The sequence below is a fragment of the Paraburkholderia sp. J11-2 genome (genome assembly GCF_905220185.1).
GTDB lineage: Bacteria > Pseudomonadota > Gammaproteobacteria > Burkholderiales > Burkholderiaceae > Paraburkholderia.
Map to the genome: position 1 here is coordinate 195,866 of NZ_CAJMYY010000016.1, position 18,578 is coordinate 214,443.

Consider the following 18,578-nt stretch of genomic DNA (forward strand, 5'->3'; position numbering starts at 1 on the left):
AATCGAGTATCGCACAACCTTGACGTTGTCGTGGGAAGCGACTGTAGGCGCCCGCACGCTCAGTGTCAGATTCCATGGTGCGGTGCATCGCATATGCGTCGCTCGCGTGCTTTTTCAAGATGGCTCATGCACACCACTTTGTGCACCGGCGCCCAGCGTCGGCGAAAAGCAGGAAAAACCCTGGAAATGCGCTCTTTACAACGCGTCAAACAGCGTCTCAAAATATTCTTGACAGCAGAATAAAGACCCTCAACAATCAAGCTGGCACTTTTTTCAACCGCCTTAAATTCGAAAAAATGCCGTTGGTGAGCTTGTGAGGAGGGGGCGATCGCACCGCGATCGTTTAGCTTTTCGAACTGCTCGTGGTAGTGACATGAGTTACAGGGGAAGTTGGTATGGCAACCGGTACGGTCAAGTGGTTCAACGACGCGAAGGGTTTCGGGTTCATCACGCCGGATGAAGGCGGCGAGGACCTGTTCGCTCACTTTTCGGCTATTCAAATGAATGGCTTCAAGACCCTCAAAGAAGGTCAGAAGGTGAGCTTCGAGGTCGTGCAAGGCCCGAAGGGTAAACAGGCATCGAACATTCAGGCAGCCGCCTGATCTGTTCGGTACCCGTACCTTGGAAACCCGGCTTCGGCCGGGTTTCTTTTTGGCGTCATCGTTTTTTAACGTTTGAGTGTTAGCTCACGCGTAACGTGCCCATCATGCCGAGATCCTCGTGCTCGAGGATGTGGCAATGAAACATGCGGTCGCCCGCCTCGTGCTGGACGGTTGCGATGTGCACCGTTTCGCCCGGCCGCACGTTCACCGTGTCGCGCCAGGCCAGCAGTTCCTCTTCCTTGCGCACGCCGCCACGCTCGCGCGCCATCACCTGAAATTGCGTCCCGTGCAGATGAAACGGATGATCCATGTCCGTGCCGTTTGCGATCGCCCAGTGCTCGACTTCGCCGCGCCGGCTCGCCAACGTCACGCGCGCCGGATCGAAGACCGCTCCGTTCACCATGAACTGCATGCCGCGCGGCATCGCCTGCGCGGACGCACCCGGTGCGTGCATCGCTTTCATGTCCATGGCTTCGCTGAACACCACGCTTTTTTTCGGAATCGTTAGCGGACCTGATGAAACGAGCGGCGCAAGCTTGCGCAGTCGATCCGGCAACGGCGGTTGCGCTGTTGCGCCTGCCGGTGTGAAGCCAACGTTCGCCAGGATCAGCGATGGCCCCGCAGGCAAACTGCCGTGTGTCATCGCCATCTTGTGGCGATCGTATTGCGCGGCGATCAGCGACGCACGCGAGGCGCCCTGCCCCACGCGCACGATCAGTTCCGCGCGCTCACCCGGTGCCAGCAAAAGCGCGGTGACGCCCTCGCGCGGCGCGCCCAGCAGCCCGCCGTCCGTGCCCACCTGCGCGAAAGCGCGGCCGTCATCGAAGGCGAGTTGCAGATAGCGCGCGTTACAGCCATTCCAGACGCGCCAGCGCTCGTCGCGCACGACCTCGATGTGCGGCTCGCGCGCCCCGTTCACGAGCACGTACTGGCCTTCGCGGCCGTTCATCCAGTCCATCATGCTGTTCGCGGGAATCGTGCCGTCTGCCGCGAGCTTCAGGTCGGAAACGAACAGATGCCGCTCAGGCCACGACGCTGCGAGCGGATCGCCCGCGGCGCGCACGATGAACGGGCCCGCCAGCCCGCGGAACACCTGCTCCGAACTCAGCATATGGGGATGCGGGTGATACCAGTAGGTGCCCGCACTGCCCTGCGGCAGCGTGAAGCGATAAACGTGCTGCTCGCCCGGCGCGACAGGTTTCGACGGATTGCCGTCCTGATCGGGCGGCACGGGCAGGCCGTGCCAGTGGATTGTCGAAGGCTGCGGCAGCCGGTTCACGAAAGTGATTTCGACGGTATCGCCCTCGCGCACGTCGATCAACGGACCGATGACGGGCCCGTCGTTTTCCGTCGCGGCTCCCGCGCCGAGCGCGTCGTATTGCCAGAAGACCGTTTGCGGTTTTCCGGGCAGCAGCGCACGTGCAGCCGGCTGCGCGATCAGCGTCGCGCGAAACTGGCCCGGCTCGCGGCCCTGATTGGCAAGCGTGCGCAGCGCGGCAAGCGGCGCGCCGGCGGGCAACGCATCGGCAGCGGCTAGCGGCGTTTGCGCCTGCATCATGGCGCCCGACATCGATGGCATATCCGACATGCCGTGCATCGCGTGCATGCCATCGTCCGCACCTAGCGCGAATGCGCGGCGCGCGAACAGGGTCGCGGTGGCGGCGCTCAACGCGCCGGAAATAAATGCTCGTCGTTTCATCGATGAATTCCTCATACCTCGTTCATGCCAGAGCACGTGGCGCGCAATAGCAGGCACGCCGCGCGTGCGGCCGTTCGCTTCGCGCATGCGAAGCACTTCGAACGACTCAGACGATCGGAGGAGGTAATGGAGGAGCGTGGGTAATCCCGGCACGTAGCAGGGCCGGAAGAACATTGAGCGCGGAGCCATCGGGCGCTTGCATACCCAATGCCAACGCAACGGGCGGCGCACCGCAATGCACGCCGCAGCCCACGACACAGCAACTCGTGCCGCACACACCGTGCGAGCCGTGGCCGCTCGTGTTCGGCATATCGCCGGATTTCGCCGTGCCGCAATGAGCGGCGGCCACCACCATGCTGTGCGCCGCCAGCCCGATTCGCTGCGAATGCTCGCAAGCCGTCGCGCCGCGCACGGCAAAGAGCGCGAACAGGCAAGCAAGAAAGAGGCGGCACAAAAAACGCATGCGACTTGGGCGAAGGACTAACCAGGTTGATACGCATCATCATATCGCACAGCAGACATCGCGACGCACGCGACAGCGTGCCGCGCACCGTGTCCAGGACAAAGACAACGGCATGAAAGGCCGCCAGGATCGCTCAAGCCCTGCCCGCACGCACGACGCGGGCCGGTGCCGCACAGATAACACTGGGAAGATCCACCATGTCACGAAAAATCCTGCGCATTGCCGCTGTTCTCGCCACGCTGCTCGTCGCGGCTTGCTCCATGCCTAACCCCATGACCTCGGCAAGTTCATCAAGTAGCGCTGACTCGCGCACGCAACTCGTTCACGATGCCCGCCAGGCCATGAACAGCCTGTATGCCAGCACACCGCACGCGAAGTCGTTGGCCGACAATTCATTCGGTATTCTTATTTTCCCGGGAATTCTTAAAGCAGGCTTCCTGGTTGGCGGCGCGGGCGGCGATGGTGTGCTGTTTTCGAAGGATGGCAGAGTGCTCGGCTATTACAACGTCAGCGCCCTCTCCTATGGATTGCAGGCCGGAGCGCAAAACTTCTCGGAGGCGATGTTTCTCATGACGCCTGGCGCGAAGCAATATCTCGATAGCAGCGACGGCTGGTCGGTCGGCGCGGGCCCGAGCGTCGTGCTCGCCGATACGGGCATGGCCAAAGACTTTTCGACCACCACGGTGCGTTCGGATGTGTATGCGTTCGTCTTCGGCCAGACCGGGCTGATGGCCGGGCTCGGCGTGCAAGGGCAGAAAATTACGAAGCTCACGGAGTGAGGCGCAAATAGAAAAACCCCGGTGAACCAGAGGTCCGCCGGGGTTTTTGCATTCCGTCCTGCTTGAATCTAGCAAATTCTCTTACATATTCTCGATCATCACCTGCCCGAAGCCCGAGCACGACACTTGGGTCGCCCCTTCCATCAGCCGTGCGAAGTCGTAAGTCACGCGCTTCTGCAGAATCGACTTCTCCATCGACGCAATGATGAGATTCGCCGCTTCAACCCAGCCGAGATGGCGCAGCATCATTTCCGCCGAGAGAATCTCGGAGCCCGGATTCACATAGTCCTTGCCCGCATATTTCGGCGCCGTACCGTGAGTGGCTTCGAACATCGCGACGGAGTCCGAAAGATTCGCACCCGGTGCGATACCGATGCCGCCCACTTGCGCCGCCAGCGCGTCGGAAATGTAGTCGCCATTCAGGTTCAGCGTGGCGATCACGTCGTATTCGGCCGGGCGCAGCAGAATCTGCTGGAGGAAGGCATCGGCGATCACGTCCTTGATCACGATATCGCCACCCGTCTTCGGATTCTTGATCTTCATCCACGGGCCGCCATCGATCAGTTCCGCCGCGAACTCCTTCTGCGCGAGCGCATAACCGTAGTCGCGGAACGCGCCTTCGGTGAACTTCATGATGTTGCCCTTGTGCACGAGCGTAACGGAACGGCGCTCGTTGTCGATCGCATACTGGATCGCCTTGCGCACGAGGCGCTCCGTGCCCTCGCGCGACACCGGCTTCACGCCCACGCCCGAGCTGTCCGGAAAGCGGATCTTCGCCACGCCCATCTCTTCGCGCAGGAACTTGATGAGCTTCTTCGCGCCTTCGGATTCGGCGGGCCATTCGATGCCCGCATAAATATCCTCCGAGTTCTCGCGGAAAATGACCATGTTGACCTTCTCCGGCGCGCGCACCGGCGAAGGCACGCCCTTGAAGTACTGCACCGGGCGCAGGCACACGTACAAATCGAGTTGCTGACGCAGCGCGACGTTCAGCGACCGGATGCCGCCGCCAACAGGCGTCGTGAGCGGCCCCTTGATCGACACCACGTAATCCTTCACCACTTCGAGCGTTTCTTCGGGCAGCCACACGTCGGGACCGTACACCCGCGTCGCTTTCTCGCCCGCGTAAATTTCCATCCAGTGAATCTTGCGCTTGCCGCCGTAGGCCTTTTCAACCGCTGCGTCGACCACCTTCAGCATGACCGGCGTGATGTCCACGCCCGTGCCATCGCCTTCGATGTACGGAATGATTGGCTGATCCGAGACGTTGAGCGAGAAGTCCGGATTGACGGTGATCTTTTCACCGCCGGTCGGAACCAGGATGTGCTGATACGGCATGATCGACTCCAGTAAGGGCAAGGCTGTTGTAGCGGGTTTGACGCGGCGCCCGGCGCCTCGCGGCGGCGGCGAAGCCGTTTCGCCCGGCAAGAGCGGTATCTCGCCGATGCGGCTTCTCGACGACCGGCGCGCTCGACACGCGGTCAATATTCGCAGCAAGACTGTCCAGGAACACGCGGCGCACTGCGCGCAACCGAGCGGAGCAAGCGGCTTCACGAGCGGCTTGCCACGCGGCGCGAGCGGCCCGTCGGCGTGAGGGTCTGGCGGCTATTCTAGCCCACGCCTCGCGCCAGCGTGCCGCACACTTCACACGGACGCCAGCGCGAGGCGCGCCCATGTCTTATGTCTTATATAAGATATAAAAATCGGCGATGCGCAATATGCATTAAGATCACGGCGCTAACCAGTCCTCCATCCGTACCCGTCGCCTCCGTCATGCGTTTGATCGCCCTCAATAAACCGTTCGGCACGATCTGTCAGTTTTCGCCGCACGAAACACGCCAGTCACTCGCGGACTGGGTGAAGGTGCCGGGCGTCTATCCGGCAGGCCGGCTTGACTCCGATAGCGAAGGTCTCCTGCTCCTCACCGACGACGGCGCATTGCAGGCGCGCATTGCCGAACCGAAACGCAAACTCGTGAAGCGCTATTGGGCGCAAGTGGAAGGCGAGCCCGACGCGGCTGCGCTTGCCGCGCTCGAGCGCGGCGTCGATCTCGGCGACTTCGTGACACAACCGTGTCGAACAAGAATCATTGCTACGCCAGAGCATTTGTGGCCGCGCAATCCGCCGATTCGTTATCGCGCGTCAATACCCACCACGTGGGTGGAGATTGCGATCAGCGAAGGCAAGAACAGGCAGGTGCGACGCATGACCGCGGCAGTCGGCTATCCAACGTTGCGGCTCGTACGCGTCGCGATTGGTGCTCTCGATATTTTTTCGCTTGGTCTCGCGCCCGGCGAAAGCATCGACGTGCCCACCAATGCGCCCTGGCAAAACGTGTCTCGTAAACACAAGTGATTGTTGCGCAAGCACTTTTCACTTTCTGACCGATTTTTTTCGAATCACGCGACACGTCCCCCACCTTTCTGTTGCGTCTCGTTACGAAGCAAATAACAAGTTTGCGTCAACCGTCTCGCGAGACCGTGCGTTATTCGACGCAGATGCCGCCAGAAGCTGTCCGGCATTCAGCCTTCCGGGTCCTCGCAGCAATGCACGGTCCTGACCGCTGGCAGAAGCAGAAATCAAATTCACGCGAATTTGTCGAAAGCGACTGTCAACCGAAAGGTGGATGGCACGTTTACCGACCTGACTCCAAAAACCGGGTCATTTGGTTAATTAACTCAAGCTTGAGGATTCACAACATGAACAAACTGATCGCTGCTCTGGTCGCTGGCCTCTTCGCATCGGCTGCATTCGCACAAGCTTCGGCTCCGGAAGCTGCTTCGGCTGCTCCGGCTGCTGCTGCTTCGGCTGCTCACAAGTCGGCACACAAGAAGTCGCACAAGAAGTCGTCGCACAAGAAGGCAGCGAAGGCTGAAGCCGCTTCGGCAGCTTCGGAGTAAGCTTGCTGTAAGACGCACCGAGGAACGGCATTCGCTGCCGCTCTTCAGCGCGACGAAAGGCAGAGCGCCGCAAGGCGTTCTGCCTTTTTGTTTGGCTGCATGATTTACAGGCTTTTTTGACATGCGCGCTCACCGCATCACGTCGATGACACGAAAGACGACGTGAACCGCGCCGCGCATTTTGACCCGTTCTGACCTGGTCGCGTAACATGCGCGGATTAACCTACAGCAAGGAGTCTCTCGTGCGATTTTCCCTGCGCTCGTTCTTCGTGCGCTGCGCGCTTGTCGTCGCATTGCCATTCGCCGCTTTCTCGGCGCTCACGCTCACCGCGGCGGCGACGTCGAATATCGCGCTGGCGCAGCAAATGCCGCCGGGGGCCAAGCAGCCCAGCGAATTTCCGCGCGTGAAGCTCACGGCAGGCATGTTCGTGATCGACGCCGCGGTCGCCGCCAACGACGCGGACCGCGAACAAGGCCTCATGTACCGCTCGCAGCTCGGGCCCAATGAAGGCATGCTGTTCGTGTTCGGCGAAAACGCCGTGCACTGCTTCTGGATGAAGAACACGCTGATCCCGTTGTCGATCGCCTTCATTCGCGCCGACGGCACGATCACCGACATCGACGAGATGCAGGCCGAAACGACCAACAACCACTGCCCGCGCAATAACGGCACCTTCGCGCTCGAAATGCCCAAGGGCTGGTTCACGGCCAAGGGCATCAAGCCCGGCATGGTGATTCAGGGACTGCCGCCGCTGCAGTAAGCGGTTGCCCAACGCGCGCAGCGCGAAAAGCACAAGCCGGCCCCGCACGCACGCGGCGCCGGTTTTTTTGCGCCCGCGTTGCGCTTCACGCATGGCACCCAGAAGCGCCACGCCGGCGCCCGCACGCGCGGCGCCCCGCCGGGCGCGGGAGCGCTCGGCGGCGCCTCGCTGCGCCCTCCTTCCCGCGCTGCGACATGCGCCCTGCAAAACCGGCGCGCAAGCGCTATCCTATTAATCCCCCCGCATCGCGCGTGCCAAGACCGCGCGCGCCGTGCGGCGCATCGGGCCGCGCGCTGGCCGCGCCGCGTGCCGCCCGGCAGCTTCCATGGCGCGTCATTCCAAGGAGATCACCGTGCCTCGCAAGACCCCCATCGAGCGCTATCGCAACATCGGGATCAGCGCTCACATCGACGCCGGCAAAACCACGACGACCGAGCGCATCCTTTTCTACACCGGCGTGAATCACAAGCTCGGCGAGGTTCACGACGGCGCGGCGACCATGGACTGGATGGAGCAGGAACAGGAGCGCGGCATCACGATCACCTCGGCCGCGACCACCGCGTTCTGGAAAGGCATGGCCGGCAACTACCCCGAACACCGCATCAACATCATCGACACGCCGGGGCACGTGGACTTCACGATCGAAGTGGAGCGCTCCATGCGCGTACTCGACGGCGCGTGCATGGTGTACGACTCCGTGGGCGGCGTGCAGCCGCAGTCGGAGACCGTGTGGCGCCAGGCGAACAAGTACAAGGTCCCGCGCATTGCGTTCGTCAACAAGATGGACCGCGTGGGCGCGGACTTTTTCCGCGTGCAGCGGCAAATCGGCGAGCGCCTCAAAGGCGTGGCCGTGCCTATCCAGATTCCGGTGGGCGCGGAAGATCACTTCCAGGGCGTGGTCGACCTCGTGAAGATGAAGGCGATCGTGTGGGACGACGAGAGCCAGGGCGTGAAGTTCGAGTATGAGGACATCCCCGCGAATCTCGTCGAGCTTGCGCATGAGTGGCGCGAGAAGATGGTCGAGGCCGCCGCCGAAGCCGACGAAACACTGCTCGAAAAGTATCTTCACGACCACGAGAGCCTGACCGAAGAGGAAATCAAGGGCGGCCTGCGCAAACGCACGATCGCCAATGAGATCGTGCCGATGCTTTGTGGCAGCGCGTTCAAGAACAAGGGCGTGCAGGCCATGCTCGACGCCGTGATCGACTATCTGCCCTCGCCGGTGGACGTGCCCGCGATTCTCGGCCACGACCTCCACGACAAGGAAATCGAGCGCCACCCGAGCGACGACGAGCCGTTCTCCGCGCTCGCCTTCAAGATCATGACCGACCCGTTCGTCGGGCAACTGATCTTCTTCCGCGTCTATTCGGGCGTGGTGAATTCGGGCGACACGGTGCTCAACGCGACCAAGGACAAGAAGGAGCGCCTCGGCCGCATCCTGCAGATGCACGCGAACGAGCGCAAGGAAATCAAGGAAGTGCGCGCGGGCGACATCGCGGCCGCAGTGGGCCTGAAAGAAGCGACGACGGGCGACACGCTCTGCGACCCGGCGCATGCCATCGTGCTCGAACGGATGATCTTCCCCGAGCCCGTGATCTCGCAGGCCGTCGAGCCGAAGACCAAGGCCGACCAGGAAAAGATGGGCATCGCGCTCAACCGTCTTGCGCAGGAAGACCCGTCGTTCCGCGTGCAAACCGACGAAGAGTCGGGCCAGACCATCATCTCGGGCATGGGCGAGCTGCACCTGGAAATTCTCGTCGACCGCATGAAGCGCGAGTTCGGCGTGGAGGCGACGGTCGGCAAACCGCAGGTCGCGTATCGCGAGACCGTGAAGAACAAGGTCGAAGATGTGGAAGGCAAGTTCGTGAAGCAGTCGGGCGGGCGCGGCCAGTATGGCCACGCCGTCATCACGCTCGAACCGCAGCCGCCGGGCAAGGGCTACGAGTTCGTCGACGCCATCAAGGGCGGCGTGATTCCGCGCGAGTTCATCCCGGCTGTCGACAAGGGCATTCAGGAGACGCTGAAGGCCGGCGTGCTCGCGGGCTACCCCGTGGTCGACACGAAGGTCACGCTCACGTTCGGCTCGTACCACGACGTGGACTCGAACGAAAACGCCTTCCGCATGGCCGGTTCGATGGCCTTCAAGGAAGCGATGCGCAAGGCCAAGCCCGTTCTGCTCGAACCGATGATGGCCGTGGAAGTGGAAACGCCCGAGGACTTCATGGGCAACGTGATGGGCGATCTCTCCAGCCGCCGCGGCATCGTGCAGGGCATGGAGGACATCGCGGGCGGCGGCGGCAAGATCGTGCGCGCCGAAGTGCCGCTCTCGGAGATGTTCGGCTACTCCACGTCGCTGCGCTCGCTCACACAAGGCCGCGCCACGTACACGATGGAGTTCAAGCACTACGCGGAAACACCGCAGAACGTGGCCGAAGCGGTCATCAACGCGAAGAAGGCGTAACGTAGGCAAAGCGCCGGCAACGTGCAGGCGTTGCCGCGCACACGAAAGCCCGTCCCCTTGCGGACGGGCTTTTTTACATGCGCACGGCGCAATTTTGACCGTGCCACAATGCGGCGATAACGCTGCGACGCACACAGTCAAGGAGACACGACGATGAGTCACGACCCCGACCATGAGCATCCTCATGACCACCCTCACGACAACGCACCGGTCGACTGGCGCGAAAACGGCGTCAAGGTGATACGCGGCGATCAGCTCGACACGAACACCGCACAAACGCCCGGGATGAACCGCGCGGCCGCGATCAACGCGGCGCGCGTGGGCGCGCAAAAGATCTGGGCAGGCACGGTCACGATCCATCCGAACGCGAAGACGGGCGCGCATCATCACGGCGCGCTGGAAAGCGTGATCTACGTCGTGCGCGGTCACGCGCGCATGCGCTGGGGCGAGCATCTGGAGTTCACGGCGGAGGCGGGCCCAGGCGACTTCATCTTCGTGCCGCCCTACGTGCCGCACCAGGAGATCAACGCGAGCACCGACGATCCGCTCGAATGCGTGCTCGTGCGCAGCGACAACGAGGCCGTGGTAGTGAACCTGAACATCGACGCGGTCGAAGCGCCGGAAACCGTGTACTGGGTCGATCCGATCCACCGCCATCCGCACGACCATTGAACGCCCGGCCGCAAGCGCCCCTACTTACGCGATGACGACACCCACCGCCTCGCTACGCCCTCGCCTGATTGCGCTTTATGCCGCGCTCATCGCCGCCAATCTCGGCGCGTGGGCGTGGGCGCTGATCGCGTTTCGCCACTACCCGCTGCTGCTCGGCACGGCGTTGCTCGCCTACGGCTTCGGCCTGCGCCACGCGGTGGACGCCGACCATATCGCCGCCATCGACGCCGTCACGCGCAAGCTCATGCAGCGAGGCGAGCGCCCGCTCGGGGTGGGACTCGCGTTCTCGCTCGGCCACTCCACGGTCGTGATCGCCGCCACGCTCGGCATCGCGCTCACGGCGCTCTCGCTGCATGGCCGCTTCGAGCGGTTCCACGAGATCGGCTCGACGATCGGCACGCTCGTTTCGTCGACATTCCTGCTCGTGCTTGCGGGCGTGAACCTCGTGATCCTGCGCGACGTATGGATGCGCTACCGGCGCGCGCAACAGGGCGACGACGCGACGCTCGCGGCCGCCGCCGCTCCCGCTCCCGCCGGCCTCTTTTCGCGCGCACTGCGTCCGCTCTTCGCGCTCGTCACGAAGAGCTGGCATCTGTATCCCGTGGGTGTGCTGTTCGGCCTCGGCTTCGACACGGCCACCGAAATCGGCCTGCTCGCCATCGCCGCCGCCGAAGCGGGCAAGGGCTTGCCGATGTATTCGATTCTCGTGTTCCCCGCGCTTTTCACCGCGGGCATGACACTCGTCGACTCCACCGACAATGTGCTGATGGTCCACGCCTACGGCTGGGCCATGGACGACCCGAGGCGCAAGCTCTACTACAACGCGAGCATCACATTCGTCTCCGCCCTCGTGGCGATCGTGATCGGCGGCGTGGAAGCGCTCGGACTCATCGCCGACAAGCTCGGCGCCAGCGGCGGCGCGTGGACGCTCATCGCCGGCCTGAACGCGCGCTTCGGCGAGCTGGGCTACGGCATCGTCGCGGCGTTCATCGCGTGCTGGATCGGCTCGGTGCTCTTCCATCGCTGGCGCCGTCCCGCTGCGGTCCGCTAAAACGCACGCGCTGTTTCTCGCTCGGCGCGCAACCCCGCGAAACCCCTACCCTTCGCCTCGATTGCCGAAAGCGCGTAAACTAGCCCCCAGCTATTGCGCGCAATAGACTCATCAATCGTTTCGCTCAGTTTCAATTCGCTGCCTTAGCTGCACCCCTTCGTCGTCTGCCGTACCGCATGCCGCCGTCGCGCACGCCCCCGGGCCTCGCGCGTCCCCTGAACGGAATCGCACGGAAACCCGCACCGATGAAACGACCGCAGTCCCGCCGTCCGCTCCTCTGCCGCCTCGAAGCGCTGCGCCCTCAGGCCGGCGACCATGGCAATCATGCTCTCGACGAATTCGCCGCCGGGCGCCTTACGCGCCGCGAGCTGCTGCGCTATGCGAGCGCGGTCGGCCTCACGGCGCTGCCCGCTTTTGCGGGGCTCGGCGTGCCACGCAGCGCGCACGCCCAAGGCGCGGGCAAGCCCGGCGAGCAAACGATCCGCGTGGCCCACCTCATGCCTGCGGGCGCTGTCGATCCGCTCACCGTGACCGATGCGGGCGCGCTGTGTCTCTTGAACCAGACCGGTGAATTCCTCGCCAACGACGACGCGCAAGGCCATCTGCAACCCGCCCTCGCGCTCTCGTGGCAAGCCAACGCGAAAGCAGACGTCTGGACGTTCAAGCTGCGCCCCAACGTGAAATTCCACGACGGCCAGCCGTTCGGCGCGAAAGACGTGGTGGCGACCTTCGATCGTCTCGCCGATCCGGCAACCGGCTCGGCGGCGCTCTCGGTGCTCAAGGGCGTGCTTTCAAAAGGCGGAACGAAGGCCATCGACGACCACACGGTCGAGTTCCATCTCGACGCGCCCAATGGCAACTTCGCCTACTACGTTTCTTCGGACAACTACAACGCCGTGATGCTACCCGCCAACTATGCGGGCAATTACGAAAAGAGCTTCATCGGCACGGGACCATTCAAGCTCGGCAAGTTCGAAGCGCGGCGCGGCGCGAGCTTCGTGCGCAATCCCGACTACTGGGGCGACAAGGCGCTGCCCGCGCGCCTGGAATTCGCGTTCTACGCCGACGAGCAGGCGCAACTGCTCGCGCTGCAAGGTCACCAGGCCGACGTGATGGGCACGTTCACCGTGCAGGGCGGCATCGGCATCCTGAACAATCCCGACTTCAAGGTGATCGGCGTGCGCTCGAGCGCGCATCGCCAGATCCACATGCGCAACGACTCGCCCACGTTCAAGGACAAGCGGGTGCGCCAGGCGCTTGCGCTGGCGCTCGATCGCGACGTGCTCGTGCGCGGACTCTTCAAGGGCCGCGCCGAGGTGGGCAACGACAGTCCGTTCGCGCCCATCTTTCCTTCTACGGCAACCGACGTGCCCCAGCGCAAGATCGATGTCGCGAAGGCCCGCCAGTTGCTCGCGCAGGCGGGCGTGGCCAACGGCTTCGACGTGACGCTCACCACCGAAAAGTACATGGAGATACCGGACCTCGCCGTGGTCGTGCAGAACGCGGCGAAGGCGGTCGGCATTCGTATCACGCTCAAGGTGGAGAGCCAGTCGCAGTACTACGGCGCGGGCACGTTCGGCAAATCGGACTGGCTCGACTCGCCGCTCGGTATAACCGACTACGGGCATCGGGGCGTGCCGAACGTGTTTCTCAACGCGCCGCTCACCTCGGGCGGCACGTGGAATGCTGCGCACTTTCGCAACGCCGAGTACGACAAGCTGGTCGCGCAGTTCGCAGCAACGCTCGACGTGGCGGCCCAGAAGCAGGTGGCGCGGCAGATCCAGACGCTGTTGCTCGACGAGACGCCCGTGATCATCCCGTACTTCTACGACCAGTTGATCGCGCAGCGCGCCGTGCTTTCCGGCGTGCGCTTCACGGCGCTCGCCCAGCTCTACTTCGACCGCGCGACGCTCGCCGCCTGAGCCGGCACGCGAGGCTGGCGCACCCGCAACGGAGGTCCGATGGCTACTCCGCTCCCGCCCATGTCGAAGCCGACCGGCGCCGCGCGCGCATTCGCCCCGCGTGCGGGCATCGCGCGCTTTCTTGGCAGGCGCGCTGCGTGGGCGATCTACACGCTCTGGCTGCTTTCGGTGCTCGTGTTCGCGGGCGGCCAGCTGCTGCCAGGCGACATCGGCCGCGCCGTGCTCGGCCCCCTCGCCGACGCGCGCGCCGTGGCCGCGCTCAATCACGAACTGGGCGCCGACCGGCCCGTGCTCGATCAGTACGCCTCGTGGATCACGCATGCGCTGCGCGGCGACTTCGGCATGTCGTGGAGCTACAAAGAACCCGTGGCGCCGTTCGTGGGCGACGCGCTCCTGCAGTCGGCGAAGCTCGGCCTGCTCGCGTTCGTGGTCGTGGTGCCGCTCGGCATTGCGGGCGGCGTGTGGGCGGCGCTCCACGAAGGCCGCCTGATCGACCGCGCGATCAGCACCGGCGGCCTATGCGCGAGCGCCGTGCCGGAGTTCGTCTCGTCGATCGTGCTGATCCTCATTTTCGGCGTGTGGCTGCGCTGGCTGCCTATCGAAGCCACCGCGCCCAGCGGCGCGGGCGCGCTCGAACAATTGCGTCACCTCGTGCTGCCCGTGCTGCCTCTCGTGCTGGTGTTCTTCGGCTATCTCGCGCGCATTGCGCGCGCAGGCACGATCACGGCGCTCGATGCCGACTACACGCGCACCGCGATTCTCAAAGGGCTGCCGAGCCACGTCGTGATCGTGCGACACGTCCTGCGCAATGCGCTCTTGCCCAGCGTGACCGTGGCGGCCACGCAGCTCGGTTATTTGATCGGCGGGCTCGTCGTGGTCGAATCGCTGTTCCGCTATCCGGGTGTAGGTTCGCTCATCTTCAACGCTGCGAAAACCAAGGACTTCCCGTTGCTCGAAGCGGGCGTGCTCGCGGTGGGCGCGGTCTACACCCTCGCCAATCTCGCCGCCGATGCGCTGCACGCGCTCCTTGACCCGCGCCTGCGCACGCCGGGAGGCGCATAGACGATATGGCATCCGAATCAATTTCCTCAGGCGGCAAGCCGTCCGATGCGCAGCCGCCCGGCGAGCCCGGCGAAGAAGCGCTTGCCGACACGCGTTTGCGCGACACGCTGCATCTCCTGCTGCGCTCGCCCTCGTTCGTCGCGGGTGCGTTGATCCTCGTGTGGTGGATCGTCTGCGCACTCGCGGGCCCGTGGTTCGCGCCGCACGACGCCTACGCGTCCGACCCGCTCAGCTCGCTCCTGCCGCCCGACCACACGCACTGGTGCGGCACCGATCAGCTTGGCCGCGACATCTGCTCGCGCGTGATCGTGGGCGCGCGCGACATCCTCACGATCGCGCCGCTCGCCACGCTCGTCGGCACGCTCGCAGGCGCAGCGCTCGGCCTGGTGACGGGCTATTTCGAAGGCGCATTCGGCACCCTCGTCGCGCGCACGCTCGACGCGGTACTCGCGCTGCCGCTCGTGATCGTCGCGCTGCTCGTGCTCGCGGCCGTGGGTGCCTCGAATCTCGCCGTGGTGCTCGTGATCGGCATTACGTTTGCGCCGCTCATCGCACGCACAGTGCGCGCGGCCGTGCTCGCCGAGCGCCATCTCGACTACGTGGCGGCGGCGCGTTTGCGCGGCGCGAACGCGCTCGACGTGATGTTCAGCGAGATCCTGCCGAACGTCTGGCCGCCCATCGTCGTCGAAGCGACGGTGCGCCTCGGCTATGCGATCTTCGCGGTGGCGACGCTCTCGTTCCTCGGCTTCGGCATCCAGCCGCCTTCCGCCGACTGGGGGCTCGCGCTCGCCGAGTCGTACACGCTGCTCGCGGGCGGCGCCTGGTGGACCGTGGCATTCGACGCGCTCGCCATCGCCTCGCTCGTGGTGGCCGTGAACCTCATTGCCGACAGCCTGCGCGAGGTGCTTCAATCGTGAACCGCCCCGCCTCTTCACGCCCTGCTCTCGCCACCTTTAGCGCGCCGCGCGACGACGACGCGCTTGCGCTCGTCGGCCTCACCGTCGCTTACCGCGTGCGCGGGCGCGAGCGCGACGTGCTCACCGACGTCTCGCTGTGCATCCGGCGCGGCGAAGCGTACGGGCTCGTCGGCGAATCGGGCTGCGGCAAGTCGACGGTCGCGCTCGCCGCCCTGCGCTATCTCCCGCGCAACGGCCGCGTGAAGGCCGGGCGCATCGCGATTGCGGGCGACGACGTGCTCGCGCTCGACGCCGACGGCCTGCGTACGCTGCGCGCCAACGCCGTGTCGATGGTCTATCAGGACCCCGCCAGTGCGCTCAATCCCACGCTCACGATCGCCCGCCAGTTGAACGAAGCGTTCGAAGCCGCGGGCGCCGACGCGAGCGTGGCCCGTTCGCGCTCGCATGCGATGCTCGAACGCGTGCGCATCGCCGATCCGGGCCGCGTGCTGGCGAGCTATCCGCATCAGCTATCGGGCGGCATGCAGCAACGCGTGGTGATTGCGATGGCGCTCGCGTCGAACCCCGCGCTCCTGATCCTCGACGAACCGACCACGGGCCTCGACGCCACCGTCGAGGCCGAGGTGCTCGACCTCATCGCCAAGCTGCGCGCGGAGCTGGGCATGGCGGTGCTGCTCATCAGCCACGACCTCGCGGTGATCGGGCGCATGTGCGAACGCGTGGGCGTGCTCTACGCGGGGCGGCTGGTCGAGGAAGGCATCACGCGCGACGTGTTCGAGCGCGCGCGGCATCCGTACACGGTGGGCCTGCTGCGCTGCCTGCCGGCGCATGGGCGCAACAAGCACGCAGGCGCGCTCGACACGATACCGGGCGAGTTGCCGGCGCCCGGCGCGAGCGCGCCCGGCTGCATCTATGCCCCGCGCTGCCGCCTCGCCGACACGCGTTGCCACGTGGAAGCGCCGCCGCCGCATCGCATGACGTCGCCGCACGGTGAGCAGATGTCGCGCTGCCACTACCACGAGCGCGCGATCGAATTGCCGTTCGGCAATTTGATCGGCGGCGGCGAGGGCTCGCTGCCATCGAGCCATAGCCCAACGAACGCCGATACCGAACCGCGCGTCGTACTGCGGGCGCTCGACGTCTCGCGCACCTTCGGACACGGCGCGCAAGCCGTGCGTGCGCTCGACGGCGTGTCGATCGAGCTGCATGCGGGCGAGACGCTCGGCCTTGTAGGCGAATCGGGCAGCGGCAAGACGACACTCGCGCGCATGTTGCTCGGCCTGCACGCGCCCGACGCGGGGGGCGCCGTTGAACTCGACGGCAAACGCCTGCACGCTCACGTCGCGCGCCGTCGCGCCGACGAACGTGCGGCGCTGCGCGTCGTGTTCCAGCATCCGGACGCCTCGCTCAATCGTGCGCTGCCGGTGAAACGGCTGATCGAGCGTGCGCTTTCCCGGCCGCGTGAGGACACGGCGGCAGACCACCAAGCCTCAGACGAATCGCGCATCGCGGGGCTGCTCGAAGCCGTGCGCGTGCCGGCGCGCTATCTCGTGGCACGTGCACGGCAACTGTCGGGCGGCCTCAAGCAGCGCGTGGCGATTGCCCAGGCGTTTGCGGGCGAGCCGCGCATCGTGATCTGCGACGAGCCCACTTCGGCGCTCGACGTCTCCGTGCAGGCCGCGATTCTCAACCTGCTTGCACGCCTGCAGCGCGAGCGCGGCGTGAGCTACCTGTTCATCTCGCACGACCTCGATGTCGTGCGCTATCTCGCCGATCGCATCGTCGTGCTCTACGCGGGCCGCATCGTCGAAAGCGGGCCCGCTGGCGCGGTGTTCGACGGCCCGTGGCATCCGTATACAGAAACGCTGCTGGCCGCGCGCGCGCTGGGCGTGGCTTCGGCAAACGGCACGCAGGCCACAGGGCGCGGCTGCATTTTCAGCGCGCACTGCCCGCGCAAAGTCGGCGCCATTTGCGATGAAGCGCCGCCGCCGATCGCCGATGCGGGCAGCGGTCATCGCATTCTTTGCCACATTCCCGTAGACGAATTGCGTGCGCAACAGCGCGCCACCACGTCCACACAAGCGGCAACCTGAACGTGCGATAGCGCTCGTATCGCGCGCCCGGTTCGTTGCGCTGTCCGCTTTCGCAACGCAAATCGCGCCATTCGGCGCGCGCGTTTCATCGCCGTAACGTTTTCCGCGTTTTTTCTGCCACGCGGGTGACACATCAATTGTTAAATCCACCCTGCACGCCCCTCCCCGGCCGATGGCACAAAACTGGCTACATCGGCACCAGGCATCCGACCGCTGCAATCCAGTGCAATCCGCCCCGACACACGCGGGGTGTCGCACCGGGCGAACGGATGACCGGCCGCTCGACGCGCTTGTAATCTGCCGTCCCACACCATGGGTCCCGACAATCCACAAGTAGTCCTGCACAAACCGGTCGTCCTGCGCGCGGCCTGACCGGGTGCCTTTTGTTTGGCGAGTACCGCGCGAGCCGGATCGAAACATTATCCACGCCGGCGCAAAGCGGGTTGCGAGCCTGATGGAGTCGGCGCACGCGCACAAGGCGTGCAGCCTGCACGGGGGCATGAGGGAAGGCAGGGCATCACCACTGCCGCCTCGCGGGGAGAACAAGATGAACAAGACGAATAATCATCAGTACTACTACTGGATAAGTCGGGGAGCGGGAATGTGTGCGGTGGGCGCGGGTGTTCTGTTCACCGCGGTCACCGCCCGCGCCGCAGGCGACACCATCAATCCGGTGATCCTGCTCGCGGACGCACCCATGCCCGCGAGCGGGGCGGAAGGCTTCGGGGCCTTCAGCGCGCCGGTTGCTGAGGAGTCGCCTGCTGCAGGTTCGCCTGCTGCAGGCACCTTATCGAAAACTGATTCGGACTCCGATTCAACCATCCTGGCGAGCGACGTTTCTACCGTGTTCGCGCCGAACGATTGCATTAGCCGTACGACAGGCAGCGCGTGTTTTCGAGGCAACGGCGGCGGCCACGGCGGCTCGGGGTCGTCGAGCGGCAGCAACGGAAGCAGCGGCGGCGGCGCGGGCGCCGCTACGGCCAGCACGGGAGGGCTTGGCCGCAGCGGCAGTTCTGGCGTAGGAGGGACGGGACCGAGCGGTTCGGGAGGCGGTTCCAGCAACTCCGGTGGCGGGAAAGGCGGTGGTGGCAACAACGGCGGCGGCAACAACGGTGGTGGTAACAACGGTGGTGGTAACAACGGTGGTGGTAACAACGGCGGTGGTAACAACGGTGGTGGTAACAACGGTGGCGCCA

16 protein-coding genes are annotated in these 18,578 nt (G+C 64.8%); 14 read left to right on the forward strand and 2 right to left on the reverse strand.

The annotated features are described in order from the left end of the window. Positions 1–395: 395 nt before the first annotated feature. Positions 396–602 carry a cold shock domain-containing protein CspD gene (gene cspD, locus U5A57_RS23225; protein WP_017776809.1) on the forward strand — a complete coding sequence of 69 codons (207 nt, stop codon included), beginning with the start codon at positions 396–398 and terminating at the stop codon, positions 600–602. Positions 603–681: 79 nt separating this feature from the next. Here the strand turns inward: cspD and U5A57_RS23230 are convergent, their stop codons facing one another. Next, a complete protein-coding gene (locus U5A57_RS23230) occupies positions 682–2,301 on the reverse strand; it encodes a multicopper oxidase family protein (RefSeq protein ID WP_321913972.1) in 1,620 nt (539 codons plus the stop codon). A gap of 660 nt (positions 2,302–2,961) precedes the next feature. On the opposite strand from U5A57_RS23230, the gene U5A57_RS23235 reads away from it, so the two are divergent. Next, positions 2,962–3,543, forward strand: a complete 582-nt coding sequence (locus U5A57_RS23235; RefSeq protein ID WP_321913973.1) for a lipid-binding SYLF domain-containing protein — start codon at positions 2,962–2,964, stop codon at positions 3,541–3,543. A gap of 81 nt (positions 3,544–3,624) precedes the next feature. Here the strand turns inward: U5A57_RS23235 and icd are convergent, their stop codons facing one another. Further along, positions 3,625–4,881, reverse strand: coding sequence for an NADP-dependent isocitrate dehydrogenase (gene icd / locus U5A57_RS23240; RefSeq protein ID WP_321913974.1), 1,257 nt, complete (start codon positions 4,879–4,881; stop codon positions 3,625–3,627). On the opposite strand from icd, the gene U5A57_RS23245 reads away from it, so the two are divergent. The 12 genes from U5A57_RS23245 to U5A57_RS23300 all read left to right on the forward strand — a co-directional run. Then, a complete protein-coding gene (locus U5A57_RS23245) occupies positions 4,880–5,137 on the forward strand; it encodes a hypothetical protein (protein ID WP_321913975.1) in 258 nt (85 codons plus the stop codon). The genes icd and U5A57_RS23245 overlap by 2 nt on opposite strands. Before the next feature lie 179 nt (positions 5,138–5,316). Beyond that, positions 5,317–5,898, forward strand: a complete 582-nt coding sequence (locus U5A57_RS23250; protein ID WP_321913976.1) for a pseudouridine synthase — start codon at positions 5,317–5,319, stop codon at positions 5,896–5,898. A 344-nt stretch (positions 5,899–6,242) separates the two neighbouring features. Continuing rightward, positions 6,243–6,443 carry a hypothetical protein gene (locus U5A57_RS23255; RefSeq protein ID WP_321913977.1) on the forward strand — a complete coding sequence of 67 codons (201 nt, stop codon included), beginning with the start codon at positions 6,243–6,245 and terminating at the stop codon, positions 6,441–6,443. A 242-nt stretch (positions 6,444–6,685) separates the two neighbouring features. Further along, positions 6,686–7,204 carry a DUF192 domain-containing protein gene (locus tag U5A57_RS23260; RefSeq protein WP_321913978.1) on the forward strand — a complete coding sequence of 173 codons (519 nt, stop codon included), beginning with the start codon at positions 6,686–6,688 and terminating at the stop codon, positions 7,202–7,204. A gap of 352 nt (positions 7,205–7,556) precedes the next feature. Next, the gene (gene fusA, locus U5A57_RS23265) at positions 7,557–9,665 is read left to right on the forward strand and encodes an elongation factor G (RefSeq protein ID WP_321913979.1); all 2,109 of its coding nucleotides are present in this window, start codon (positions 7,557–7,559) and stop codon (positions 9,663–9,665) included. Positions 9,666–9,818: 153 nt separating this feature from the next. Further along, the gene (locus U5A57_RS23270) at positions 9,819–10,337 is read left to right on the forward strand and encodes a cupin domain-containing protein (protein WP_321913980.1); all 519 of its coding nucleotides are present in this window, start codon (positions 9,819–9,821) and stop codon (positions 10,335–10,337) included. 31 nt (positions 10,338–10,368) lie between these two features. Next, complete coding sequence (locus tag U5A57_RS23275; protein ID WP_321913981.1) at positions 10,369–11,388, forward strand: HoxN/HupN/NixA family nickel/cobalt transporter; 1,020 nt, start codon at positions 10,369–10,371, stop codon at positions 11,386–11,388. A 245-nt stretch (positions 11,389–11,633) separates the two neighbouring features. Next, positions 11,634–13,310: an ABC transporter substrate-binding protein gene (locus U5A57_RS23280; protein ID WP_321913982.1), complete on the forward strand. Its 1,677-nt coding sequence runs from the start codon at positions 11,634–11,636 to the stop codon at positions 13,308–13,310. A 60-nt stretch (positions 13,311–13,370) separates the two neighbouring features. Next, positions 13,371–14,372 (forward strand): ABC transporter permease, encoded by a 1,002-nt coding sequence (locus U5A57_RS23285; RefSeq protein ID WP_415773912.1) that lies wholly within the window; start codon positions 13,371–13,373, stop codon positions 14,370–14,372. Positions 14,373–14,377: 5 nt separating this feature from the next. Next, entirely contained in the window at positions 14,378–15,289 is a 912-nt protein-coding gene (locus tag U5A57_RS23290) for an ABC transporter permease (RefSeq protein WP_415765267.1), read from the forward strand. After that, a complete protein-coding gene (locus U5A57_RS23295; protein WP_321913984.1) occupies positions 15,286–17,382 on the forward strand; it encodes an ABC transporter ATP-binding protein in 2,097 nt (698 codons plus the stop codon). The genes U5A57_RS23290 and U5A57_RS23295 overlap by 4 nt, the downstream gene beginning before the upstream one ends. Positions 17,383–17,929: 547 nt before the next feature. Continuing rightward, positions 17,930–18,578: hypothetical protein (locus U5A57_RS23300; RefSeq protein WP_321913985.1), on the forward strand; the 649-nt coding region annotated here is incomplete at its 3' end.